Raw genomic sequence first — 24618 nt, 5'->3', positions numbered from 1 at the left:
GACGGGAAACCAACTCCACACGATCCGAACCGCGTGCCGAAGTTAACGAGCGCATGTCAACAGAGCATGTTGACGTACAGCGCTTACTTCACGAAGATTTGTAATCGCCTGCGTCTGACGCGGCAAGCGCGGCCGCGGACCGAGATCGCGATCCTGGCGCCGGCCTCACCAGCCGGATCTTTGCAAGAGCGGCGCGCGGGTCATGGGCGCCGCGGTCCATGTCGCCGCCGCCTCGCGCGGAAGCGCGCGATTCCGATCTTGCGGGAGCGCCCCGACTTCCCCGGCCTCGGAGAAGCGGAAAGCGGCCGTCTCGTCGACGAAGCCGGCGCCGCGATCGTCACGCAAAGTCGGGTCGCAGGCGCCGTCTCCAGCTTCGCCGCTCTCGGGGGTCCGGAAGGCGCCGGCGAGAGAGACCAGGATATGCCGAACCCTTCGCAGAGGCCCGTCCCGGGGCCGGCCTCCGGGACGGGCCTCTTTCGCGTCAGCCCAGATGCACGAGCTCGGCCGGGTTGCCGCGCCAGCGCGAGCCGGCCGGGGTGATCTCGCCCTTCATCAGGAACGAGTCGGAGTCGAGGTGGGTGTGATCGCCCATGGTCACGCCGTAATGGACGAGGCAGCCGATCCCGATCGACGCGCCGGCGCCGATCCGCACGACATCCGACTTGTACACGCCCTCCTCCAGCGAGTGCGACTGGACGATGCTGCCTTCGTTGAGGTTGGCCTCGTCGCCGAGCTCGACCAGGGTGTGCTCGGACAGGATGCTGCCGTCGTCGAACACGCGCTTGCCGACCTTGACCCCGACCATGCGCATGACCCAGTTCCGCATCGGCGTTCCGTTGAAGAGCGTGGTGTGCGGCGAGTTCGACAGTTTCCAGTACCGCTCGACCCGCCAGAACGCCGGGTCGTAGATGGTCACCGTCTCCGGCTTCAGCGACTGGAAGCCGAGCGAGGCGCGCTCGATCAGGATGAAGGCTGCGATCGACATGAGCGCCAGCGCGCCGGCCGCGACCACCATCGCCGGGACGTCGTTGACGCCGTAGACCGCCGCCGTCCAGCCGAACACGAAGACGCCGAGGAACACGATCAGCCAGCGCGACGCCACCAGCCCGATGATCGAGGCGATGTTGAACCAGGTCTTGCGCACGAGACGGCGCTTGCGCTCCTTCTCGCCGATCGAGGCCAGGAGTTCGAGGTCGCGGGCGGAGGCGCGCGGAATCTCGAAGGCGGGCGAGCCGAGCAGGCCGACGTTCTCGCGCACCGGCCCGTCGATCGGCGCCATCACCTTGGTGGCGAACATCACGTTGTCGCCGGTTCGCGCGCCGGGCGGCACGTAGACCATCGTGCCGAGGAAGTTGTTCTCGCCGATCCGGCAGGTCCCGAGGCGGAAGGCGCGGCTCGACATCGTCAGGTTGCCGAGCCACAGGTCGTCGGAGGCGACCGTGTTGCCGCCGACCGAGCACAGGAAGGGATAGTCCTGGCCCTGCTCGCTGCCGAAATTCGAGCCGGTGTTGTCGCCGCGGCCGATCTTCCAGCCGATCCAGCGCAGATAGGGCTCGATGTAGACCGAGTCGCCGAACATCAGGTTGAAGAACCACGAGTTGCCGACGATCTGCACGATCTGCTGCAGGCTGTGATGGAATCCGTAGAGCGGATAGACCTTGCCCTCGACGAGGAACAGGTTGGCGAGCCGCGGAACCGCGAAGATCGCGATCAGTCCCGCGACTAGCGAGCCGAGCGTCACGACGAGCGCGGTCGCGGCCGCCATCGGCAGCACGGCGAAGACCGCGTCGAGGGGCTTGAGCGCCAGCGCGTCGTCGCCGTCGGTCAGCGCGTTCATCAGGTAGATCACGACGGCCTCGGCGAGCGCGCCGGCGACGGCGAGGACGAAGGCCAGCCGGCCGAGAGTGAACAGCGCCTTCTGAATCGGCCGCGCCGGAGCTTCGTCGGCGAGGCGGAAGTCCGTCGCCGTCTCCTGCGCCGGCGAGCCGGCCCAACGCTTGCCGTCGGGCACGCGCTGGCCGCGCTGCAGCGACGACGCGTGACCGAGCTGGCCGAAGTCGCCGATGGTCGAGCCGATCTCGAGCACGCTCTGCTCGCCGACATAGGCGTTGGCGCCGACGCGGATCGCGTCGATGTGGATGCGATTGCCGTAGGCGATGTAGCCGGGCAGGAGCGCGCGGCGCATGACCAGCGCGTCGTCGCCGACCTCGAACAGATCGGCGGTGACCGCGGGCACGGCGTGCGACAGGATCACCGCGTTGGCGCCGATCCTGGCGCCGAGCAGGCGCAGATAGACGTTGTAGAGCGGCGTGCCGGCGAAGACGGTCGCCGGCGCCGAGCGCACGACCAGCTTGGCCGCCCAGAAGCGGAAGTAGCGCACGCTCCACAGCGGGATCGCGCCGGCGCGGGCGCGCCCGACCAGCAGCCACTTGGCGGCGACGGCGAGCGCATTGTGGCCGAAGAACCAGAGGCAGGCCACCGCGAGCGCTCGGGCGTAGAGGGTGACCGGCGCATCGACCGCTTCGTAGACCCAGTCGAACGCCGCCTGGCCGGCCGCGACCGCGACGGCGCCGGCGAGCACATAGAACGCGGACTGCGCCGCGCCGCAGGCGTAATAAGCGACGTTCGAGGGCCGGTGCGCCGGGCCGACCGCGAGGCTCTCCGTCTCCGCGGGCTTGCGGGCGTCGAGCGCGCGGGCGAGCCTGCGGATCGTCGAATGGGCGTAGACGTCGCGCATCGCCACCTGGAGCGAAGCGTCGAGCTGGCGGGCGCGGGCGCAGAAGCGCGCCATCAACAGCGAGTGCGCGCCGTATTCGACGAACATGTCGGCGTCGATCGAGACGGCGTCGAGGCCGAGGACGCCGCCGAGCGCCTCGCACAGGGTCTCCTCGGTGTCCGTCTCCGGCCCGACGATCGTCCCGCCGAGCCGCAGCCGGGCCGACTTCGGCTTCGGCAGCTGCTTGCGGTCGGCCTTGTTGCTGACCAGCGTCGGAATGAACGGCAGCCGTTCGAGATAGGCCGGGGTCATGTAGGCCGGCAGGCGGGCGCGCAGATGCGCGGCGAGCGCGGCGGGGTCGGGCGCGGCGGCGCCGTGTTTGACGGCGTAATAGGCGACGAGTTCGGTCGCGCCCGGCTGGGGCTCGAAGGTCGAGACCACGGCCTGCGCGATCTCCGGGATCTCGATCAGGACGGATTCGATCTCGGTCAGCTCGATGCGATAGCCGCGCAGCTTGATCTGGGTGTCGATGCGGCCGAGATACTCGATCTCGCCGTCTTCCGTCAGGCGGCCGAGGTCGCCGGTGCGGTAGATGCGGCGGGAGCGGTTGTTCGGCAGGGCGAGGAAGTCCTTGATGAACTTCTGCTCGGTCAGCTCGGGCCGGTTGAGGTAGCCCTCGCCGACGCCGACGCCGGCGATGCCGATCTCGCCCTGCGCCCCGAACTCGACCGCGACGTCGTCCTCGGGGTCGAGGATGACGATCGAATAGGTTGGCAACGGCTTGCCGATGGTCACGGGTCGGTCCGGCGTCAGGACGCCGAGCGTGCAGGTGACGGTGGCCTCGGTCGGCCCGTAGCTGTTGAGCAGCGTGCGGCCCGGCCGGCTCCAGCGCCGGACCAGCGCCGGCGGGCAGGCCTCGCCGCCGATCAGAAAGACGCGCAGCTTCGGCAGGTCGCGGTCGATCGAGGCGAGCAGCGTCGGCACGCAGGCCATGCAGGTGACGGCCCGGGTTTCGAGGAAATCGGCGAGTTCGTCGCCGAACAGGCTCGTCGACGCGGTGTTCGGGACGAGCGTCGCGCCGGCGACCAGCGGCACCCACACCTCCTCGATCGAGAAGTCGAAGGCGATCGACATGCCCTGATAGACGCGGTCGCCGGGGCCGAAGCCGTACGATTCGGCGGCGACGCGGACGAAATTGCAGATGCTCGGATGCGCGATCCCGACGCCCTTCGGGTTGCCGGTCGTGCCCGAGGTGTAGAGCACGTAGCACAGGCCCTCGCCGCGCCCGGCCTTCTCGGCTTCGGTCAGCGGCGCGTCGTCGAACCCGGCGATTGTTGCGCGCGCGGTGTCGAGGATCAGGGTCTCCACCCCCGTCTCGGCGAGACGGTCGGCGAAACGCATGTGGGCCACCGCCAGCTTCGCGCCGGCGTCGGCCAGGATGTAGCGGACGCGCTCGGCCGGATGGTTGGCATCGAGCGGCACATAGGTCGCGCCGGCCTTGAGCAGCCCGAACAGCGTCACATAGGCCTCGACGCCGCGGTCGACCAGCACGCCGACCCGGTCGCCAGGCTGGACGCCGCGGGCGCGGAAGAATCGCGCCATCCGGCTCGCGCGCGCCGCCAGTTCGCGATAGCCGATGTCGGCGTCCCCGGTCGACACCGCGGTCCGGTCGGCATGCCGCCGGCACGCCTCGTCGAGCACGTCGTCGAGCCGTTCGCCGAACCGCCAGCGCAAGGGGGAGCCGTCGCTGAGGACGGAAATGGGGCGCGCGTCCTGAAGTCGCCGCAAATCCGCGATCGGATCCGCCTCGAAGCTCCGCTCGCCAACGCCCAACCCGGTGTTCAACATGATGGCCAATCTCTCTCGACGCATTCGCTCCCGTTGCCTCGGGGGCGGAACTCCTTCCGGCCCGTCCGCGTAATTCCGCGCCGACGGGTCCGGCTTTTCGGGGTCGATATGGTCCCGGCCCGCTGAACGCCGCCTGAACGGCGTTTCAGCAACGAGGCGGGGGCGCGGCGCGCGCGCAAGCGGGCCTTTCCCGAGCCGCACGCCTGGCCTGCCGCTCGATTCCGATCCTGACGTCAACTTGACGGGTCGGCGTCGGCGCCCGTCGCGGACCGCCCGCTTTCGCCGCCGGGCTTGCTCTCGTCGACGAGCCGCGGTCTGATCGAGTCTCCCTTCCGGCGGTCCTCCTTGATGGCGATTCGGCCGATGACATCCCCTGCGCCAGGCAAACCCTTGCGGCCCACGGCCGGCCGGGCAATCGGCGTGCGCCGGCTGCGCCTCGCCTGCGGGCTCGTCCTGTTCGCCTACGTGACCCTGCATTACCTGAACCACGCCCTCGGCAATCTTTCCGTCGAGGCGATGGAAACCGGGCTCGCGGTCCAGAAGCTGATCTGGCAGTCGGCCGCCGGCGCGCTGCTGCTCTACGCCGCGCTCGTCACCCACATGGGCCTGGGGTTCTGGGCGCTCTACCAGCGGCGCCAGTTCCGGATGACGCGGCTCGAGGCGACCCAGCTCGCGCTCGGACTGACGATCCCGTTCCTCCTGACCGATCACGTCGTCGGCGCCCGGGTCGCGCTCAGCCTGTTCGGCGCGGACAAGGGCTACGCGCAGGAGCTCGTCAAGTTCGCCTCGCCGATCGCCGGCTGGCTGCAGGCGACGCTTCTGCTGGTGGTCTGGATTCACGGCTGCATCGGCATCCATTTCTGGCTCGCGCTGAAACCCTTCTACCCGAGGATCAGGAACGTCCTGCTCTCGGGCGCGGTGCTGCTGCCGACGCTGGCGCTGCTCGGCTTCCTTCAGGGCGAGCGCCAGATCTCGCCGCTGTTGGCCGACCCGACGTGGCGGGCGCGGATCCTCTCCCCGGCCCATGTCGGGACGGCGGCCGACGGCGCCCTGCTGCTCGCGGTCCGGACCGATACGCTGATCGGTCTCGCAGGCGTCCTGGCGGGAGTCCTTCTCGTCCGCGCCCTGCGGCGATGGCGCGAGCGACGGGTCGGGTCGATCCGGCTGACCTTTCCCGACCGCACGATCCGCGCGCGGCGCGGCCTGAGCGTGCTCGAGGCGAGCCTGATCACCGGCGCGCCGCTCGCCCACGTCTGCGGCGGGCGCGGGCGCTGCTCGACCTGTCGCATCCGCGTTCTCGGCGATCGCGGCGACCTGCCCGCTGCGAGCGAAGCCGAGCAGACGGTGCTCGATCGCGTCCGCGCCGAGGCGGGCGTCCGCCTCGCCTGCCAGCTCAGGCCGACCCGCGACCTCGCGCTCTTGCCGCTGCTGCCGCCGCACGTGTCGATCGCCGATGTCCGGCGGGGTCCCGCCCGCAGCGGCGAGGAGCGCTACGCGGCGGTGATGTTCGTCGACATGCGCGGCTCGACCCGCCTCGCCGAAAAGCGGCTGCCGTACGACACGGTGTTCCTGATCAACCAGTTCCTCAACGCGGTGTCGAGCGCGGTGATCGAGGCGGGCGGGCAGCCGAACCAGGTGCTCGGCGACGGGCTCCTGGCGGTCTTCGGCCTCGAGCAGCCGCCGGACGAGGCGTGCCGCGCCGCGATCGCGGCCTGCGCCCGCATTGCCGGCGCCGTCGACCGACTCAACGACGCGCTGGCGCACGGGCCTGTCGAGCCGATCCGCTTCGGCGTCGGCGTCAACGCCGGGCTCGTGATCGCCGGCGAGATCGGCTACGAGCGCCACGCCCAGTTCACCGTGATCGGCGACACGGTCAACGTCGCCGCGCGGCTTCAGGACTTGACGAAGCGATTGGCGTGCGAGGTGCTCATGAGCGAGGAGGTCTACCGCCGGGCGGCTCTGGCCGCCCTCGATCTGCCGGCGCACGAGGTCGACGCGCGCGGACGCACGGGGACCGTGATGGCGCGCAGCGCAAAGAAGGCGTCGGACCTGGCGGGGCTCATGCCGGCGGCGATTTGACCGCCTGGCGGCGCTCTGACGCGTCCTCGCCCGAACCGGGTGTCCGCAGCCGCCCTCCGTAATCGCCCGTCGCGCTCAGCGCCGTCTCCACGTTGTCAATTGCGCGACCGAATGCTGATGCTTGCGGGCGGTTTCGCGAATGACGAAGGGGATGTCGCGCGCAGGCGCGATTTCGACAAAATCGCCATCCAGAAGCCGGCGCAGGGCGTGGTGGCTGGTCAGCGCCTCGCCGTTTTCCCTCACCCCTCCGAGCCAATTCTCTTTTGGCGTGAACTCGGCCAGCCATGTGTAGGGCGACGTCAGCATCAGCACGCCGCCCGACTTCATGCGCCGGCCGATATCGCGAAGGAACGCCGCAGGCTCGCGCAGCCGGTCGATCAGGTTGGCGGCGAGAACGAAGTCGTACCCCTGGTATTTTTCCTTGAGGTTCAGGGCGTCGCCCTGGCTGAAATCGACCCGCGCGGCCTGCTCCGTGCCAAGGTCGAGCGCCTCGAGGCGCGCCTCGCGGTAGTCGACGAGTTCGCCTTCGACCGGAACGGCGTAGCGGAAGCGGCCTTTGGCGACCAGTTGCAGGGCGACGTCGATGAAGCGGGCCGAATAGTCCACTCCGTCGACATGCGCGAAATGTCGCGCGAGCTCGAGGCTGGCGCGGCCGACCGCGCATCCGATGTCGAGCGCGCGGCCGCCGTCGGGGCACAGGCCGATCGCGATCTCCGCCAGCGTCCGGGGGAAGTTGGCGACGGAGAAATACTCCGGGCCATAATGGAAGTCGGCATATTGTGAGACCAGGGCGTCGGTCTCGTAGGGATTGATCACGTCAGGCTCACGATAGGAGGACACGAGATAGCGAAAGCCGGCGTGTTGAAAGAAGTGCCGCCGGAAGGCGTAGCGCGAGGAGGCGATCGCTTCGTTTCCGGTCGAAATCCAGCTGCCGCCCTTGATGAGGTTGTGCTTGCCGTCGAAGGTCGGCGTCGAGAAGTCGTCGTAGAGCGGATGCACCTTGAAGCCGTCGTAGCCGTCGATCGCAGTGTTCGTCCATTGCCAGACGTTGCCGACAATGTCGAAGAAGTCGCCCTGCCCGAAATGGTCGACCGGGCAGGCGCTGGCCCAGCGCTCCAGATTGATGTTGGCGGGCGCGGCCGAATCCGACCCATACCCCCGCAGAACCATGTATTCGGCCTCGCTCGGCAACTGCACCGGCCGCCCGGTCTGCGCCGCCTTCCAGCGGCAGAACGCCGAGGCCTCGAGCTGGTTGACCTCGACCGGCCAGTCCCACGGCATCGCGACCTCCTCGGTCATGAGGCGCAGCCTCAGGCCGTCCGCATCGTGGGGATCGCCGACCCAGAACGTCGGCATGACGGCTTTCGTAAAGCCGCGCCAGGCCCAACCCTCGTCCGTCCACCAATTCGCGTCCCTGTAGCCGCCCGCCCGGACGAAGGCGAGATATTCGGCGTTGCTGACCAGCATGCGCGCGGCTTCGAACGGCGCCACGCGCACCCGGCGCGCGCCGTATTCGTTGTCCCAACCATAGGTTTGATCGCGCTTGCCGAGGACGAGGTCGCAGCCCCCCACCGCGATCAGGCGATTGGAAGGAACCGACGAGAGGTCGCGCCTGCGCATGGGGCAGACCGGCCAATGCGGCTGCGGCGTCACCCACGCGAGAGGGAGCTGGCGGATCAGGACGCTCGACGTCTCGAGATGGATGCGCTCATGTTCGACGCCCATCAAGATCGCCCAGGCCGGACTGTCCCAATCGATCGGCAGAGCGAGGGGCATCGTCTCGATGAAGCCGGCGACCAAAGCGCGCACGCGCGCGCGATAGGCCCGGATCTCGCCGACCGACGGCCACGCGTAGTTCCGCTCGTCGAGATCGTCCCAGCTCATCTCGTCGACCCCGATGGCGACCATCGCCTCGACGACAGGGTCGACGCGACGGTCGATCAGGCCCGCTGCGATGAGCTTGTTGACGAAGAACGCAGCAGTGTGGCCGAAGTAGAAAATCAACGGATGGCGCAGCGGAATGGCCTTGGTGAACCAGGCGCGCTCGTCGGCGAGACAGTCGAACAGACGTTCGTAGAGATCGAACGTCTCGACGAAATACGCCAGGATCTCATCGCGCTTCAGGCCCGGATCGACGCCCGTTAACGAGGGCGTCGCCGCGGCCGCAACCAACCCCTCGGCGGCAACCGCCCGCCGCAATCTCCCCGACATTGCCCAGCCCCATTCGCCCCGTGTCGTGTCGTCGCTATGCGAAGGCGGCGGCGTTTTTGTGACGATTAACAAGGGTCCGCGCCGCGCGCGCGATCGCCGGATCAACCCCGACGAAGGGCTGTCGCCAGGCCTGCGGCGGTTCCGCCGCGCCGGGTCCGAGCGAGCGCCGGACCCTGACCGTATCGCCGACCGGCGGCAGGTCGCCGACCTGCCGGACGACGCTCCGCCCCGCCCGCGAGGTCGACGCGCGCGGGCGGGGCGGGTCGGCGAAGCGGGCTGGGGAGCTGACGGCGCTGGTCGCGGCCGAGGCGACATAGAAATGCTGAAAGACTCGAACGGGGCGAGAGCGTGCGTTCGTGGCCGCGGGTAGAACGGCATGGCCTTTGCGCCCTTCGTCCATGCAACCCGCGTTCCGGCGAACGGTTCGTCCTCCTGGGAGTCGACGTGAAGCCGCTGTTGCAGATCGCGAGCGCAAAGCGCGCAAGTGCGCGGGACCCACACCACCGTGCGTAGGGGTCCGTACACGGGCGGTTCGGCTGATTATGCGGTTTGGGCGTCGGCAAGCCTTGCCTCCAGGCGCGGTTTCGCCGATTGCGAATGTCGCGTTGAATTGACGCGTCGAGGTGGATCGTGGATCGTTGCCTGTCAGGACAGGACACGCCGCGATGGCGGATGTCGGCCCTTTCCAGCCCATTGCTGCGGCGCCGCCTGCGGTCTATAATCAAGCTCATACCTTCCGCGATTGTTTTCGTTGATCACTGCGCTTGTCCCCTGGCGATCGGGGCGCCGCTCCCGAGAGTGGCAATACGCAAGAGATCAGTCTGTTATTGCAAGTCTGTGCAGCGAAGCTTCTTCGCCCAAGCGCGATCACATCCGTGACCAGCTCGAAAAGGGAGGAGACGACAATGAAGCACACGAACATGAAGTCCACGAGCAAGCCCTCGACGATCGCGGTTGTGGCGCTGCTTGCCGTGCCGAGCGGCGTTGCCCTTGCGGCGCAAGACAAGAAGCGAGACGATCCTCGGTAATCTCGAGATGATCGGGGCCTTCAAGGCGGGCATTCCCCGCAACCGGTGGCCTTTTCCGGCGAAGGTCCAGTGCAACGCGAAGAAGGCCGGTTTATCGTCGCATACTTTCTCACTGTCGCCGACATCGAACGGTCGGCTCGTTTTACGAAATCGTCTTTGGAGGCCGCATTCTGAGCAGAGGCGACAGCAGCGGCGCGCCTAGTTACATCCAGATCGCGAACGCTCGGCTCATCGTCAACGTCGCAGGCGGTCCGACACCCGACAAGCCATCGGTGACGCCCAGCGTGCCAGACCCCGATTAAATCGAGAAATCGTGCTCATGCGCGCACTAACGAACAGGAGAAATGTCATGCTCAACTTTTCTTCGATCTTCGGAGTTACGCTGCCATTGGTCGTGGTGATAGCCGGCACTCTCAAGGCTAATGCGCTCACCATCACGCAACTGTCCGACCAGAATGTAAAAAACGGGTTCGCAATCACCGCTTGCGTCGATGTCGGCGGCGCCTCTACGGCCAATGGAACGAAGGTTGGCCCATTTCCCTGCAACAATCAGTTCAACGAACAGTGGATATACCTAAACGGCCAATTTCTGGGTCTAGGCACCTGCTGCGGCAATGGCACGTTTCCTGGAGCAAGCACATGCCTGTCAGTTCATGATAACTCGATAAACGCCGGTTCCCTCGTCGAGTTGGATGCCTGCGTCATCCGTAATAGCACCCAATTATGGGAGCCGCGCTACGATGGTTCCATCATAAATATGGGCGCCAACAAATGTCTCGATAGCCAAGGTCAGATCGGCGGGGGCTTCCAGTTGGTCATCAATACCTGCAACGGCTCCGCCGGGCAGAAGTGGAATTTGAAGTGATCGATCGCGCGCCGTCTCGTGGGGCGACCGCCTGAGGGAAGCGTTCCATGCGCTCAAGCTGGACGCTGCCCCGGGCGTGGACGGGCTGTCGACGCCGCGCTTTTGCAGCGGATTGAACGCGCCGCGAAAAGTCAGGGGACCAGCCGGACGGCTTGGCTGCAAGTCGACGAATTCAAATCGCCAGCATGGAGGCATTTTACAAAAAACTCAGCATCATGGGGGGCTTTTTTGTCGTTATCTGTTACTGGCGCCGGAAAATATCGATCGACGTCCTATACGTGGCTGCACCACGACCTATGCGCTGTTGAACGGAGACATACCCATTCGAACAGGAGTCGTCCCATGACTCAAGTCCAGGTCGAGCGGACAATCTATCAGATGCCGCCGCAGGACGGGTTTACCGTCGCATACTTTCTCACCGTCGCCGACATCGAGCGGTCGGCCCGCTTTTACGAAACCGTCTTTGGAGGCCGGATTCTGAGTCGAGGCGACAGCAGCGGCGCGCCCGGGTACATCCAGATCGCGAACGCGTGGCTCATTGTCAATGTCGGCGGCGGCCCGACACCCGACAAACCATCGGTAACGCTCAGCGTCCCCGACCCCAATTCGTTCAGCAGCTTCATGAATATCCGGGTTGCGGATATTCAGGCGTGCGTTGAACTGTGGCGAAGTCGAGGAGCAGTCTTTATTACGGAGCCGATGGACAAACACGGCGAGACGTGCTGCTATCTTCGCGATCCTGACGGTTATATTATAGAGGTTGGGCAAAGCAATCCGGGCTTCGCTTACGGCTGAAGCGCACCACACATCCTGTTCCGGCGACCGCACTTCGACAGGGCGCGGCCGCGACGACCCGTCACCCCTGCGGCGGCTCCGTGCCGCCCGGCCCGAGCGAGCGCTGGACCATGACGGTGTCGGTCCAGTGGCTGAACTTGTAGCCGATCGAGGGCAGGTAGCCGACCTGGCGGAAGCCGAAGCGCTCGTGCAGGCCGAGCGACGGGCCGTTGGCGGCGTCGATGTAGCCGATCATCTGCCGGAAACCGGCGGCCGCGCAGGCGTCGATCAGCGCCCCCATCAACTTGCCGCCGATGCCGCGCTTGAGATGCTCGGTGTGGACGTAGATCGAATGCTTGACCGCGAAGCGGTAGGCGGGGCGCTTGCGGAACGGCACGGCGTAGGCGTAGCCGAGCACCACGCCGTTCTCCTCGGCGACGATGTGCGGCATCTTGCGCTTCTGCATGTTCTTGCGGCGGCGCTTCAGGTCCTCGGCGTCCGGCGTCTCGAACTCGCCGTCGTCGAGCCCCGGCTCCACCCCGCGGCGGATGTGGAAGAGGTAGATCGCCAGCATCGCCGGCACGTCGGCGTCGCGCGAGTTGCGCACCACGATCCGCGATTCCTGCGACTGCGGGGCCTGCGGTTCGGCGTCCGGGTTCTGGCTTTCGTCCATCGTCGCTCCGACTCACTCCCTCACGACATAGGTATAGAAGCGAACGACGCCTTTTTCATCGGTTTCGCGATAGAGGCCCTGAACTTCCGATTCGAAGCCGGGGAACACGTTCGCCCCCTTCTCGAACATCTTCAGATACTCGACCATCGGCCGCGACCGCTCGTCCAGCCGCTCGCCCGGCACCACGGTGGCGATGCCCGGAGGATAGACCACCCACAGGGTCGTGGCCACGCGCCCCTCGACCTCGTCGAGCGGCAGGTAGTCGACGTTGTTGCGCGTCAGATGCAGTTGCGCCTCCCGCGGCGTCATCGTCATGGTCGGAATGTGCTCGGCGGCGAACTGCGCCTTTTGCAGGCGGCTGATGTCGTGGGCGCGATAGAAGGCGTGCATGTCGCCGCACAGGTCGCGCAGCCGCGCGCCGCGGTAGCGCGCCGGACGCTTGGCGACGAACTCCGGCATGACGTCGTCGAGCAGCGCGTTGTCGTCGTGCAGGCGCTTGAAGGCGACCAGGGTCGACACCAGCGTGCCGGCCTTGCTGGCCTCGACGCCCGGGGTCAGCAGGAACAGCATCGAGTTCATGTCGTTCTTCTCCGCCACCACGCGGTTCTCGCGCAGAAACTGCACGACCACCGGGGCGGGAATCCCGTGCGCTTCGTAATCGCCGGTCTTGCGGTCGAAACCGGGGGTCAGCAGCGTCAGCTTCGCCGGATCGGTGATCGCGAAACCCTCCTCGAGGGCGTGGAAGCCGTGCCACGCCTGGCCCGGCGCCAGCGCCCAGTAGCGCGGGTCGCGGGCGAGCATGTCGGTCGAGACGCTCTCCCACGGCACGTCGTGGGCGCCCCCGTCGAAGGCGGCGTCGCGGATCGACACGCGGTCGGGGACGAACGGATCGAAGAACCAGCGCCGCGCCGGATCGCGCTCCTTCTCCTCGAACTCGCGCCTGACCGCGCGGATCTTCTTCCTCAGTTCGATGCCGAGCCGGATGGTGTCGTCCCACAGCACTTCGCCCGATCGCCCCTTCATCATCTGCGCGCCGACGTCGAGGGAAGCGAACAGCGGATAGAACGGCGAGGTCGAGGCGTAGGCCATGAAGGCTTCGTTGAAGCGCCGGTGCTCGACGCGCCGCCGCTGGCCCTTGATGTGGCTGTCGCGCCGGTGAATCTGCGAGGCCTGCGAGAAGCTCGCGAGCTGCTTGTGGGTCGACTGGGTGGCGACGATGCCGGGCGACCTGTCGTCGAGCCCCTTGAGCCCCATGGCGAAGCGGCTCTCGTAGATCGGGTGGAACTTCATGAAGCCCGCCCAGGCCTCGTCGAACATGATGTAGTCGCACAAGGGGCCGATGCGCTCGAGGATTCGCTGGGCGTTGTAGATCGTGCCGTCGTAGGTGCACTGCTCGATCACCGCGACGCGAAACGGCCGCTCCCGCTTCCAGGCCTCCGGGTCCCTGACCAGCGGATTGGCGCGGATGCGCTCGCGGATCGCCGTTTCGTCGAGCTCCTCCGGGCGGATCGGACCGATCAGGCCGTAGGCGTTGCGATCGGTCGAGAGATAGACCGGGACGCCGCCCGCCATCATCAGCGCGCCCTGGTGGGCGGCCTTGTGGTTGTTGCGGTCGAACAGCACGAGGTCGCCCTCGGCGACGAGGCTCGTCAGCACGATCTTGTTCGACGACGAGGTGCCGTTCAGCACGAAATAGGTCTTCTCCGCCCCGAAGATGGCGGCGGCCTCCTTCTGGGCCTGCAACGCCGGACCCTCGTGGGTCAGGAGGTCGCCGAGCTCGAGGATCGAGTTGTCCAGGTCGTCGCGGAACACCGCCTCGCCCAGATGCTCCATGAAGATCCGGCCGATCGGGCTGCGGCTGTAGAAGATGCCGCCGTTGTGGCCCGGGCAGGTCCACAGCTGGTTGCCTTCCTCGGCGTAATCGACCAGGGCGCCGAAGAACGGCGTCTTCAGCGTCTCGGCGTACTGCTTGAGGCGCGACACGAGGTTCCTGGCGATGAACTCCGGCGTCTCCTCGGCGAGGAACACGTAGCCGTCGATGTAGTCGAGCACCTCGACCGGAATGTCCTCGAAGCGCTTGCGCCGGACGAGGATGACGATCGGCATGTCGAGCCCGCGCCGCCGCATCACGTTGATCAGCGAGGCCGCCTTGCCCTCGATGCCCTTCTTGCCCCAGTCGACCACGAGCAGGCCGATGGCGGCGTCGGTCTGGACGGCGATCTCGGCGTCCTCGACCCGGCGCGCCTTGATCACCTGGAATCCCATCCGCTCGATCGCGGCGATGATCTGGCTGACCCTGAGGCCCTCGAGATCGTCGGCGTCGAACGCCGGCGCGGAGAACAGGAAGGTGAATCGCTGGAAAAAATTCATTCTTTTCTTGGCCCCAAGGCGGGTCGGGGCCGGCGGACCCCATTCGGCGGGCACAGCTAAGACAGGATGCGCGTGACAGAATCAAGACGTTTGTCCGGGACGTGATCCGGCCGTCGGCCGTCGGGGCCCGCGGGCGGTCGGCAGTCGGCGATCGGAAGCGGGCGACAGGCGATGGAAGCCCATCGGCCGCCGCCTTTCACGACGACCCCCCTCCCTCCGCCGCCCGGCCTGGCGCCGACCGCCTGCTGCAATTGCCTACTGCCTATTGCCTACTGCCCACTGCCCCCCCATTTCACCGAACCGTCACGCCCGCGCGCTAGATGTTGCGTCGCACAAACGGCGACGGAACGGCTCACGGGATCGGATCGGCGGCGCGACGGCAAGCCCGCCGGCGTCACGAGACGTGCGCCCGCCGCGCATTCACGGAAGGCCGACATGAGCGCCAAACCCGCAGTCCGCAACACCACCTGGGCCGAACTCGCGGTCGGCGCGTCCGCCAGCATCGAGCGGACCTGCACGGCGCAGGATCTCATCCTGTTCGCGCACGTGTCGGGCAACCTGAACCCGCTGATGCTGCCCTCGGCCGGGGACGCCACGCCGTCCGACCCGGTCGCGCCGTCGATGTGGGTCGGCTCGCTGGTGTCGGCTGTGCTTGGCAACATCCTGCCGGGCCCGGGCACGCTCTACCGGTCGCAGAACCTGCGCTTCCTCCGCCGCGTCCATGTCGGCGACAAGGTCACGGCGACGGTCGTCTGCCGCGAGAAGCGCGACGAGCCGGTCGCCGTGTTCGACACCCGGGTCGTCGACGCCGGCGGCGTGGTGGTGTGCGAGGGAACCGCCGAGATCGACGCCCCCACCGTCACCCGCATCACCGAGGCGCGCGACCTGCCGACGCTGATCGTCGACTCGGTCGACCATTTCGGGGCGCTGGTCGCCAAGGCGGCGCGGCTGCCGCCGCTGAAGACCGCGGTCGTCTGCCCACATGACCACAATTCGCTCGGCGGCGCGCTCATGTCGGCCGAGCGCGGGCTGATCGAGCCGATCCTGATCGGCGATCCGGCGCGGATCGCGGCGGCGGCGAAGGAACTCGGCAAGGATCTCTCGGGCTACGCGATCGAGGCGTTCGCGGACGAGCGCCAGGCGGCGGCGCGCGCCGTCGCCATGGTGCACGAGGGCCGCGCCGGCGCGGTGATGAAGGGCGACCTCCATTCCGACGTCCTGCTCGCCGAGGTGGTCAAGAAGGACGGCGGCCTGCGCGGCCACGCCCGCATCAGCCACGTGTTCGCGCTCGACGTCCCGACCCTCGACGAGGTCCTGTACGTGTCGGACGCCGCGATCAACATCGCGCCCGACCTGATGACCAAGGTCGACATCGTGCAGAACGCGGTCGACCTCGCCCGCGCCTGCGGCCTCGAGACCCCGCGCGTCGGCATCCTCTCGGCGGTCGAGACGATCAACCCGGCGATCCCCTCAACCCTCGACGCCGCGGTGCTGTCGAAGATGGCGGAGCGCGGCCAGATCCGCGGCGCGATCGTCGACGGGCCGCTGGCGATGGACAACGCCATCGACGTCGAGGCGGCGCGCACCAAGGGCATCGCCTCGCTGGTCGCCGGGCGCGCCAACGTGCTGATCGTCCCCAATCTCGAGGCCGGCAACATGGTCGCCAAGGAACTCACCTTCGTCGCGCGGGCGGAAGCGGCGGGGCTGGTGCTCGGGGCCAAGGTCCCGGTCATGCTGACGAGCCGCGCCGACAACGAGCGCGCGCGGCTCGCCTCGTGCGCGCTCGCCCAGCTTTACGGCTACTATCGCCGCGAAGGCCGGCCGTTCGGCCTCGAGCCGCCGGTCGCCAAGGCCGCGGAGTGACAAAAAAGCCAGTCCGGAGCCCCCTTTGAGCAAGATCGTCCTCACCTTCAACGCCGGCTCGTCGTCCCTCAAGTTCGCTGCGTTCGGCGCCGACAACGGCGTCCTCAACCATCTCGCCGCCGGCCAGGTGGAGGGCATCGGCGCGACCCCCAAGGGCTCGGTCAAGCGGGCGACCGGCGAAAAGACCGAGTTCGCCTTCGGGCCCGGGGCCGGCGGGCTCGACCATCGCGCGGCGATGAAGGTCATTCTCGGCTGGCTGACCGACATCGGCTACGCGCGCGGCATCGTCGCGGTCGGCCACCGCGTCGTCCACGGCGGCCCGGACCTCGTCCAGCCGATTCTGATCGACGAGGCGGCAATCGCGAAATTGCAGAAGCTCATTCCGCTCGCGCCGCTGCACCAGCCGCACAACCTTTCCGGGATCGCGGCGGCGATCGAGGCGTTCCCCGGCACGCCGCAGGTCGCCTGCTTCGACACCGCCTTCCACCGCAGCCACCCGTTCGTGTCCGACACCTTCGCCCTGCCGCGCTCCTATTACGACGAGGGGGTGCGCCGCTACGGCTTCCACGGTCTGTCCTACGAATACATCTTGCGCACGCTGAAGAAGATGGCGCCGCAGATCGCGCGCGAGGACGTGATCGTCGCGCATCTGGGCAACGGCGCCTCGATGTGCGCGGTCAAGAACGGGCGGTCGATCGCCTCGACCATGGGCTTCACCGCCCTCGACGGCCTGCCGATGGGGACGCGCTGCGGCCAGCTCGACCCGGGCGTGCTGCTCTACCTGATGGCCGAGAAGAAGATGGACGCCCAGCAGATCTCGGACCTGCTCTACAAGGAATCCGGGCTCAAGGGCATGTCGGGCCTGTCCCAGGACATGCGCGAGCTCGAGGCCTCCGACAGCCCGCGGGCGAAGGAGGCGATCGACTATTTCGTGCATCGCATCCGCCGCGAGCTGGCGGGCCTCGCCGCGACCGTCGACGGCGTCGAGGGCGTCGTTTTCACCGGCGGGATCGGCGAGCATTCGGCGCGCATCCGCAAGGCCGTGCTCACCGGCATGGAATGGATGGGTCTCGTGCTCGACGACGAGGCGAACGAGGCCAGCGCCCAGATCATCAGCGCCAAAGCCTCGCCGACCGCCATCTTCGTCATCCCGACCGACGAGGAGCGGATGATCGCGCGCCACACCCTCGAGGTAACCGGCGACAGGCCGGCCACTTAACCAAGGCAGCCCCCATGACCTCCCCCTTCAGCCCCGGAACCGCCGCCGCACGCGCCACCGAGGACGCGCAAATGCTCGGCCACCAATACGAGCAGATGATGTTCGCCATGAGCCGCCGCATCGAGCGGGCGGCGAAGGACCACGGCGACCGCCTGCAAAAGTTCTGGGCCGACGCCGCCGATGTCCAGCGCCGCTTCGCCGAGGCGCACAATTCCGGCAAGCTCGGCGACGAGGCGAAAGCCTACGCCGTCGACGTTCAGCAGCGCACTGCGCTGACCCTCGACGTGCTGCGCGAGCGCGCGGACCAGGACAAGGCGCACGCGGAGGCCGGCACGCCGCCGGTGCTGATCTACGATCACGAGGTCGTGCTCGACGGCAAGACCCTGCCCCGCCCGACCAACAAGATGCTGCTCAGGATCCTTCCGCCCGCAGGCGTCGAAGTCAAGGCCTGGAAGCGTCCCTACATGATCGTCGACCCGCGCGCCGGCCACGGCGCCGGCATCGGCGGCTTCAAGTCGGACAGCCAGGTCGGCGTCGCGCTGCACGACGGCCATCCGGTCTATTTCGTCGTCTTCCGTCCGCAGCCTGAGCCGGGCCAGACGCTCGCCGACGTGATGCGCTCCGAGGCGGCGTTCGTCGCCAAGATCCGCGAGCTTCATCCCGATGCGCCCAAGCCGATCATCGTCGGCAACTGCCAGGGCGGCTGGGCGAGCCTGATCCTCGCCGCCATGAACCCCGACATCTCCGGCCCGCTGGTGGTCAACGGCGCCCCCGTCGCCTACTGGTCGGGCCGCCTCGGCGAGAACCCGATGCGCTACAACGGCGGCCTGCTCGGCGGCGCCCTGCCGGCGCTGGCGCTCGCCGACCTCGGCAATGGCGTGTTCGACGGCGCCCATCTCGTCTCCAACTTCGAGATGCTCAATCCGGGGCGCAACTATTTCGGCAAGTACTACGACCTGTTCGTCGCGCCCGAGAAGACCCGCAAGTCCTTCCTCGAATTCGAGAAGTGGTGGGGCGGCTATCATTTCATGAACGAGCAGGAGATCCACTGGATCGTGGAGAACCTGTTCGTCGGCAACAAGCTCGCCCGGCACGAAGCCAACCTCGAGCCGGGCCGGCCGATCGACCTCAAGGCGATCCGCTCGCCGATCATCGTGTTCGCCTCGTGGGGCGACAACATCACCCCGCCGCAGCAGGCGCTCAACTGGATCGTCGACACCTACGCCGACGAACAGGAGATCGCGATCCGCGGCCAGCGCATCATCTACATGGTGCACGACAAGGTCGGTCACCTCGGCATCTTCGTCTCCTCCTCGATCGCCAAGAAGGAGCACGCCGAGGTCACCTCGACGATGAAGACGATCGAGGCGCTGCGGCCGGGCCTCTACGAGATGACCATCGACGACGAGGTCGGCGAAGGCGTCGAGGCGCGCTTCACCGTCAGCTTCCACGAGCGCAAGCTCACCGACATCCTCGCCACCGACGAGAACGACCGCACCGACGAACGCGACTTCGCCGCGGTCGAGCGCTTTTCCGAACTCGGCTCGGAACTCTACGACATCTGGGCGCGTCCGCTGGTGCAATCGTGGGTGACGCCGCAGGTCGCCGACGCGCTGGTCAAGACGCATCCCGCCCGCGTCTCGCGCTCGATGTTCGGCGAGACGAACCCGCTGATGAAAGGGGTCGCCGAACTGGCGCGCAAGGCCGCCGCCGAACGCCGGCCCGCCGACGCGACCAACCCGTTCCTGTTCGCCGAGAAGCTCTGGGCGCGCAGCGTCGAGAACACGCTCGACGCGATGCGCGACCTGCGCGACGCGATGTACGAGATGACCTTCCTCGGCATCTACAGCTCGCCCATGATGCTGCGCCTGGGCGAGAAATTCGCCTTCGAACGCACCCGCAAGGACCCGAAGGCGCTGCGCTTCCTGCCGGAAGTGCAGGCGGCGCTGCTGAACATGGACCGCGGCGGCTTCGTCGAAGCGGTGATCCGCATGCTGATCCTGATGGCGGACTCGCGCGCCACCGTCCGGCGCGACCGCCTCGAACGCTCGGCCCGGGTGCTCGGCCACGACGAGCCGTTCGCGTCGCTGGGCGGCGATCGGCGCGCCGCGATCATCCACGAGCAGACGCTGATCGTCGAATTCGAGCGCGAGCGCGCGATCGAATCGCTGCCGAGGCTTCTGCCCGAACGGCAGGACCGCCAGCGCGCGATCGAGGTGGTGGAGTTCATCGCCGGCGCGGTCGAGGAGATGGAGCCGGCGACGATCCGGCTGGTGCAGGGCTTCCACATGGCGCTCGGCCTCGACGGTCTCGCCATTCCCGCCGCCCGCCAGGATCCGCTGGCGCTGAGCCAGGGCCTGCGCGACGATCTCGGCGAGACGCCCCCCGCCCCGCTCGAAGCCGTGGCGGGCGTCGCCCCCGAGGCGGTGGCCGGACCCGAGGCGACCGAGCCGGCGCCGCCCGAGTCCGCCAAGCCGAGGCGCGGCCGCGGCCGCGAGGCGGCGGAATAAAGTCCCCCGCCCTCAAGGACGGCGCGCCGGAGACAAGTCCGGCGCGCCGCGCTATGCCAGCGTCCATGACGACGAAGCCGGCAAAGACGGATTTGGACTGGCGCCCGCTCGCCGAGGCGGATCTCGGCGACGTCGACCGCATCGCGGCCGCCGCCCACACCGGCCTCGACGAACGCCCTGCGGTGTTCGCCGAAAAGCTGCGCCTCTATCCGCGCGGCTGTCTCGCGCTCGACGGTCCCGGCGGGGTTTTGGGCTACGCTTTCAGCCACCCGTGGACGCTCGGCGACGCGCCCGGGCTCGACGCGTTCCTCGGCGCCCTCCCCGCCTCGCCCGACTGTCTCTATCTGCACGACCTCGCGCTGAGCAAGTCCGCGCGCGGGCGCGGCGCGGCCGGCGCGGCGATCGCGCGTCTCGCGGCGATCGCCGCGGCGGAGGCGCTCGCGGCGATGGCGCTGGTTTCGGTGCACGGGACCGGGCCGTACTGGGCGCACGCGGGATTTGCGGACGAACGCCACCCCGGCCTCGCCGCCAAGCTCGCCGCCTACGGCGAGAGCGCCCGGTACATGACGCGGCGGCTCGGCGCGGGAGGGTGAGCGCCTCCCAGGCGGCTTCGATCGCGTCTCACACCTCGATCTCGCGCCCGATCTCGACCACCCGGTCGTAGGGCAGCGCCAGATAGTCGCTGATCCGGCCGGCGTTGCGGGTCATCGCGGCGAACAGCGCCTCCTGCCAGCGCGGCAGCCCCGCGCCGTCGCTCGCCGGGACGATGGTCTCGGCGCCGACATAGAAGGTCACGTCGTCGAGGTCGATTCCCGCGCCCAGTCGTTTGCATTCGGCGAGGATGGCGGGAACGTCGGGACGCTCCATGAAGCCGATCCGCGCCTCCGCCCGCCAGAAGTGGTCGGCCTCGTGCTGGACCGTCACCCGCCCTTCCGGCGCCGTCCAGGGGACCGAGAGCGTGGTCAGGGTCAGCGCCATCACGTCCTGGTGCAGTGCGCGGTTCTGGCGCACGTGCCAGTCCATGACCGGGGGAGTCTTGTCCCTGACCCGGGTCAGGAACACCGCCGATCCCGGCACGCGCGCGATCCGGCCCGACCTCAGCAATTCGTCCATCGCCGAGAGCGGCGTCTGCGCCGCCTCGATCCGCGCCTGCACCGCGGTCGCGCCACGATGCCAAATCCACATCACGCCATAGACGAGCGAGGCGAGCAGCAGCGGCACCCAGCCGCCGTCGAGGAGCTTGGCGAGGTTGGCGGCGAGGAAGCTTCCGTCGATCGCGATGAATGCGGCCGCGATCAGGCCCGCGGCCCAGACCGGCCAGTTCCAGACCTCGCGCATGGCGATGAACAGGAGCACGCTCGTCATCAGCATGGTCGCCGACACCGCGATGCCGTAGGCGGCGGCGAGGCGGTCCGACTTGCCGAAGCCTATGGTCAGGAGGAGCGTGACGATCATCAGGAGCCAGTTGACCGCGCCGACATAGATCTGCGCGTAGCCCTCCTCCGAGGTCTGGGTGATGGTCATGCGCGGCAGCCAGCCGAGCTGGATCGCCTGGCGGGTCATCGAATAGGCGCCGGTGATGATCGACTGGCTGGCGATCACGGTCGCGACCGTCGCGAGCAGGATCATCGGCGTCAGCAGCGGCCCCGGGCAGAGCCGGTAGAAGATGTTGCCCTCGGTCGGCGCCCCGGCGATCACGATCGCCGCCTGTCCGGCGTAGTTCAGGATCAGCGCCGGAAACACCACGGCCCACCACGACAGCCGGATCGGCCCGACGCCGAAGTGGCCCATGTCGGCGTAGAGCGCCTCGGCGCCGGTGACGCACAGGAACACGCCGCCGAGGACCAGAAACCCGGTGACGCCGCCGCGCATCAGGTAGTCGAGGCCCCAGAGCGGGTTGATCGCTGCGATCACGTACGGATGCTGAAGGATCCCGTAGCCGCCGAGGGCGGCGATGGCGAAGAACCAGAACAGCATGATCGGGCCGAAGGCCCGGCCGATCCTGGCGGTCCCGAACGGCTGGACGGCGAACAGGAGGACCAGGATGACCGCCGCCGCCGGCAGCACCCAGGCCGTGAGAGCGGGGGCGATCTGCTCGACGCCTTCGAGGGCGGACAGCACCGAGATCGCCGGCGTGATCGCGCCGTCGCCGTAGATCAGCGCCGCGCCGAACAGCCCGACGGCGACGATGATCGGCCGGCGCTGCTTCTTGACGCCGAGCAGGGTCATGAGCGCGATGATGCCGCCCTCGCCGTCGTTGTCGACCCGCATGGCGAAATTGACGTATTTGACGGCGGTGATGAGGAAGAGCGTCCACACGATCAGCGACAACGCGCCGAGCACGGCGGACGGGTCGGGATGCGGCCCGGTATAGTCGAGCACGGTTTTCAGCGTGTAGAGCGGGCTCGTGCCGATGTCGCCGAACACCACGCCGAGCGCCGCGACGCCGGCGACCGCCGTGCGTCCGGCCGACGACGCCTGGGGAGTGTCCGTTTCGCTCGCCATTCCGCGCTCCCGAGACGTTCGCCGCCGGCTCCTCGACAGGAGATAGCGGCGACGCGATACAAACACACGACGGCGGCGCAGAGCGCCGACGGCGCACGGTAAACGCTCCGCGAGCGAAGACAGTAAACCGGATATGAAGCAAACGTCTTGTCAAGATTAAGAAATTTCGCGCTCCGGCAAAGCCCCGACCGATAAAATTCGAGCGAATTTATCAGCCGCGCGCCAAGCCGCCGCGCCGATCCTCGCTGCTCGAGGACGAACGACGAGCAGGCGCGATCATGGTCAAGACACTTCTCTCCCTTCCCATCGCGGCGATGCTGTCGGCTTTCGCGCTCGCGGGTCTCTGCCAAGCCTCGGAAGGGCTGCCGAGAGCGAGTTCCGCGCCGGTCGGGGGCGAGACCACCATCCCCTACGGCTGGGTCGATTTCTGCAACCGTCATGGCGAGGAATGCACGCTCGGCAAACTCGCGCCTGTCGACGTCCACATGACGCGGCAGGTGTGGAACACCCTCGAGGACGTCAACGCGATGGCCAACGGCGCGATCGAGCCGATCAGCAATTTCGACCACTGGGGCACCACGCTCGACCACTGGGACTATCCGGTCGACGGCAAGGGCGACTGCAAGATCTATGCGCTGTTCAAGCGCAAGCTCCTGATCGAGCGCGGCTTTCCGCGTCAGGCGCTGTTGATGACGATCGTGCGCGACCTCAACGGACAGGGCCACGCCGTGCTCACCGTCAAGACCGACCGGGGCGACTGGGTGCTCGACAACCTCGCCGACGAGGTCCGGCCGTGGAACGCCACCGGCTATACTTTCTTCAAGCGCCAGGCGCAGGACGACCCGAACGTCTGGCTAAGCCTCGGCGGCGCGACCGGCGCGCCGCCGACAGAGGCGGCGAGCCAGTAGCGGGCGTCAGGGGCCGGCCGCGAGCGCCGCCTCGCGGTGTCGCAGCTTCAGCGCGGCGAGGGCGCACGCCCCGAGACCGAACAGCATCCAGGTCGACGGTTCGGGCGCCGTGGGTAGCGGACCCGGATCCGGATTCGGGCCCGGATCGGGATTGGGGACCGGCGTCGCGGGATCGGTCGGCCCCCCGCCTCCCGAGGACGAACCGCCGGAGGTCGACGGGCTGGAGGGGAACAGGCTGGACGAACCGCCGCCGCCGTAGCCGCCCGGAAATCCGCCTCCGCCCCCTCCTCCGATCGCATAGGCGAAACCGCCGCCGCCGCCGCCGGAAAATTGCGCGAAATCGCCGGCCCCGCCGTCGCCGTGGCTGTCCGGCAACGCGCCGCCGCCCGAACCGTCCGCCGCCGTGTCGGCGCCTTGATCCGCCCCGTCCAGGCAATCGCAGACGAAATGGATGCGGGGCCCGTGATGTCGGAACCGATGTCCGGCGCGCCCGGCGGGCCGGAGGAAATGCTCGCCGGGATGGGCGGCGCGCCAGGCGGCGCGCTCGGCGGCGCGCCGCGCGAGCATGGCCTGCCGCGCATGCCACTGCTCGCAATTCAGGTGAACGATGCGGATCTGCTCGGCCTCGGCGACCGGCGGCGAAGCGACCGCGAGCGCGAGCGCCGCCAGCGCGACCGCCGTCCGCACCCTCGCGCCGACGGCGCTCCATGCCGAGCCGGGCCGCATCGATACTTTTTGCAGATATCCCAACAGCGCCAACCAACGGAAGAGCCAATTCTGACCTGGTTTTCGCATGTACCCTGTTAACATTTTGTCGTCAATGGAATAGCGCACCGGTGTTCGCGCCGCCGGATTGACGCCTTTATTCTGCCGACATGCGTTCACAATCGAACGGCCAGCGCGTCTTGCTGGCTCAGAGCGTCCAATGTCATTGCTGGACGAGAAGCGCGCCGTTGAACACTGTCTCAAATACTGAGGGCGTCTGGCCTCCGCCAATTCATGCAGACACCAAAAGGAGGCGTTACGGTCGACATCGCCTCGTTTCGGCG

General features: G+C 67.9%; 15 protein-coding genes. 9 read left to right on the top strand and 6 right to left on the bottom strand.

All coding sequences use genetic code 11. From position 1 onward, the window contains the following. Positions 1-481: 481 nt before the first annotated feature. Entirely contained in the window at positions 482-4564 is a 4083-nt protein-coding gene (locus DFR50_RS13950) for a Pls/PosA family non-ribosomal peptide synthetase (protein WP_245427774.1), read from the bottom strand. A gap of 363 nt (positions 4565-4927) precedes the next feature. On the opposite strand from DFR50_RS13950, the gene DFR50_RS13945 reads away from it, so the two are divergent. Next, positions 4928-6643 carry an adenylate/guanylate cyclase domain-containing protein gene (locus DFR50_RS13945; RefSeq protein ID WP_113889883.1) on the top strand — a complete coding sequence of 572 codons (1716 nt, stop codon included), beginning with the start codon at positions 4928-4930 and terminating at the stop codon, positions 6641-6643. Positions 6644-6718: 75 nt separating this feature from the next. Here DFR50_RS13945 and ovoA read toward each other — a convergent pair whose 3' ends face one another. Next, positions 6719-8854 (bottom strand): 5-histidylcysteine sulfoxide synthase, encoded by a 2136-nt coding sequence (gene ovoA, locus DFR50_RS13940; RefSeq protein ID WP_113889882.1) that lies wholly within the window; start codon positions 8852-8854, stop codon positions 6719-6721. A 905-nt stretch (positions 8855-9759) separates the two neighbouring features. Here ovoA and DFR50_RS33325 point away from each other — a divergent pair. The 3 genes from DFR50_RS33325 (at position 9760) to DFR50_RS13920 (ending at position 11542) form a co-directional block, all read left to right on the top strand. Next, positions 9760-9882: a hypothetical protein gene (locus DFR50_RS33325; protein WP_281015993.1), complete on the top strand. Its 123-nt coding sequence runs from the start codon at positions 9760-9762 to the stop codon at positions 9880-9882. 349 nt (positions 9883-10231) lie between these two features. Beyond that, on the top strand, positions 10232-10747 hold the full coding sequence (locus DFR50_RS13925) for an RICIN domain-containing protein (RefSeq protein ID WP_170153212.1): 516 nt from the start codon (positions 10232-10234) through the stop codon (positions 10745-10747). Positions 10748-11089: 342 nt separating this feature from the next. Then, positions 11090-11542, top strand: coding sequence for a VOC family protein (locus DFR50_RS13920; protein ID WP_113889879.1), 453 nt, complete (start codon positions 11090-11092; stop codon positions 11540-11542). A 61-nt stretch (positions 11543-11603) separates the two neighbouring features. On the opposite strand, the gene DFR50_RS13915 is transcribed toward DFR50_RS13920, so the two are convergent. Both DFR50_RS13915 and DFR50_RS13910 read right to left on the bottom strand, forming a co-directional pair. After that, positions 11604-12194: a GNAT family N-acetyltransferase gene (locus DFR50_RS13915; protein WP_113889878.1), complete on the bottom strand. Its 591-nt coding sequence runs from the start codon at positions 12192-12194 to the stop codon at positions 11604-11606. A gap of 12 nt (positions 12195-12206) precedes the next feature. After that, positions 12207-14564, bottom strand: a complete 2358-nt coding sequence (locus DFR50_RS13910) for an Orn/Lys/Arg family decarboxylase (RefSeq protein WP_113889877.1) — start codon at positions 14562-14564, stop codon at positions 12207-12209. 435 nt (positions 14565-14999) lie between these two features. Here DFR50_RS13910 and DFR50_RS13905 point away from each other — a divergent pair, with 435 nt between their 5' ends. The 4 genes from DFR50_RS13905 (at position 15000) to DFR50_RS13890 (ending at position 20749) form a co-directional block, all read left to right on the top strand. Next, positions 15000-16427, top strand: a complete 1428-nt coding sequence (locus DFR50_RS13905; RefSeq protein ID WP_113889876.1) for a bifunctional enoyl-CoA hydratase/phosphate acetyltransferase — start codon at positions 15000-15002, stop codon at positions 16425-16427. A gap of 25 nt (positions 16428-16452) precedes the next feature. After that, positions 16453-17646, top strand: a complete 1194-nt coding sequence (locus tag DFR50_RS13900; protein ID WP_113889875.1) for an acetate/propionate family kinase — start codon at positions 16453-16455, stop codon at positions 17644-17646. 14 nt (positions 17647-17660) lie between these two features. Further along, positions 17661-20156 carry a DUF3141 domain-containing protein gene (locus DFR50_RS13895; protein ID WP_210208893.1) on the top strand — a complete coding sequence of 832 codons (2496 nt, stop codon included), beginning with the start codon at positions 17661-17663 and terminating at the stop codon, positions 20154-20156. Positions 20157-20221: 65 nt separating this feature from the next. Then, positions 20222-20749 (top strand): GNAT family N-acetyltransferase, encoded by a 528-nt coding sequence (locus DFR50_RS13890; RefSeq protein WP_113889874.1) that lies wholly within the window; start codon positions 20222-20224, stop codon positions 20747-20749. A gap of 28 nt (positions 20750-20777) precedes the next feature. On the opposite strand, the gene DFR50_RS13885 is transcribed toward DFR50_RS13890, so the two are convergent. Then, positions 20778-22661: a potassium transporter Kup gene (locus tag DFR50_RS13885; protein ID WP_113889873.1), complete on the bottom strand. Its 1884-nt coding sequence runs from the start codon at positions 22659-22661 to the stop codon at positions 20778-20780. A 278-nt stretch (positions 22662-22939) separates the two neighbouring features. On the opposite strand from DFR50_RS13885, the gene DFR50_RS13880 reads away from it, so the two are divergent. Next, entirely contained in the window at positions 22940-23569 is a 630-nt protein-coding gene (locus DFR50_RS13880) for a transglutaminase-like cysteine peptidase (RefSeq protein ID WP_113889872.1), read from the top strand. A 6-nt stretch (positions 23570-23575) separates the two neighbouring features. On the opposite strand, the gene DFR50_RS13875 is transcribed toward DFR50_RS13880, so the two are convergent. Continuing rightward, a complete protein-coding gene (locus DFR50_RS13875; protein WP_170153211.1) occupies positions 23576-24328 on the bottom strand; it encodes a PEP-CTERM sorting domain-containing protein in 753 nt (250 codons plus the stop codon). Positions 24329-24618 lie beyond the last annotated feature (290 nt).

The organism is Roseiarcus fermentans (genome assembly GCF_003315135.1).
Taxonomy (GTDB): Bacteria; Pseudomonadota; Alphaproteobacteria; order Rhizobiales; family Beijerinckiaceae; genus Roseiarcus; species Roseiarcus fermentans.
Note: the sequence above shows the minus strand (reverse complement) of the source record. Positions and strands in the feature narration are given on the sequence as shown.

Bases quoted from the DNA above. Each gene is read 5' to 3' on its own strand.
- DFR50_RS13950 (WP_245427774.1), bottom strand. From the start codon at position 4,564: ATGTTGAACACCGGGTTGGGCGTTGGCGAGCGGAGCTTCGAGGCGGAT.
- DFR50_RS13945 (WP_113889883.1), top strand. From the start codon at position 4,928: ATGACATCCCCTGCGCCAGGCAAACCCTTGCGGCCCACGGCCGGCCGG.
- ovoA (WP_113889882.1), bottom strand. From the start codon at position 8,854: ATGTCGGGGAGATTGCGGCGGGCGGTTGCCGCCGAGGGGTTGGTTGCG.
- DFR50_RS33325 (WP_281015993.1), top strand. From the start codon at position 9,760: ATGAAGCACACGAACATGAAGTCCACGAGCAAGCCCTCGACGATCGCG.
- DFR50_RS13925 (WP_170153212.1), top strand. From the start codon at position 10,232: ATGCTCAACTTTTCTTCGATCTTCGGAGTTACGCTGCCATTGGTCGTG.
- DFR50_RS13920 (WP_113889879.1), top strand. From the start codon at position 11,090: ATGACTCAAGTCCAGGTCGAGCGGACAATCTATCAGATGCCGCCGCAG.
- DFR50_RS13915 (WP_113889878.1), bottom strand. From the start codon at position 12,194: ATGGACGAAAGCCAGAACCCGGACGCCGAACCGCAGGCCCCGCAGTCG.
- DFR50_RS13910 (WP_113889877.1), bottom strand. From the start codon at position 14,564: ATGAATTTTTTCCAGCGATTCACCTTCCTGTTCTCCGCGCCGGCGTTC.
- DFR50_RS13905 (WP_113889876.1), top strand. From the start codon at position 15,000: ATGAGCGCCAAACCCGCAGTCCGCAACACCACCTGGGCCGAACTCGCG.
- DFR50_RS13895 (WP_210208893.1), top strand. From the start codon at position 17,661: ATGACCTCCCCCTTCAGCCCCGGAACCGCCGCCGCACGCGCCACCGAG.
- DFR50_RS13890 (WP_113889874.1), top strand. From the start codon at position 20,222: ATGACGACGAAGCCGGCAAAGACGGATTTGGACTGGCGCCCGCTCGCC.
- DFR50_RS13885 (WP_113889873.1), bottom strand. From the start codon at position 22,661: ATGGCGAGCGAAACGGACACTCCCCAGGCGTCGTCGGCCGGACGCACG.
- DFR50_RS13880 (WP_113889872.1), top strand. From the start codon at position 22,940: ATGGTCAAGACACTTCTCTCCCTTCCCATCGCGGCGATGCTGTCGGCT.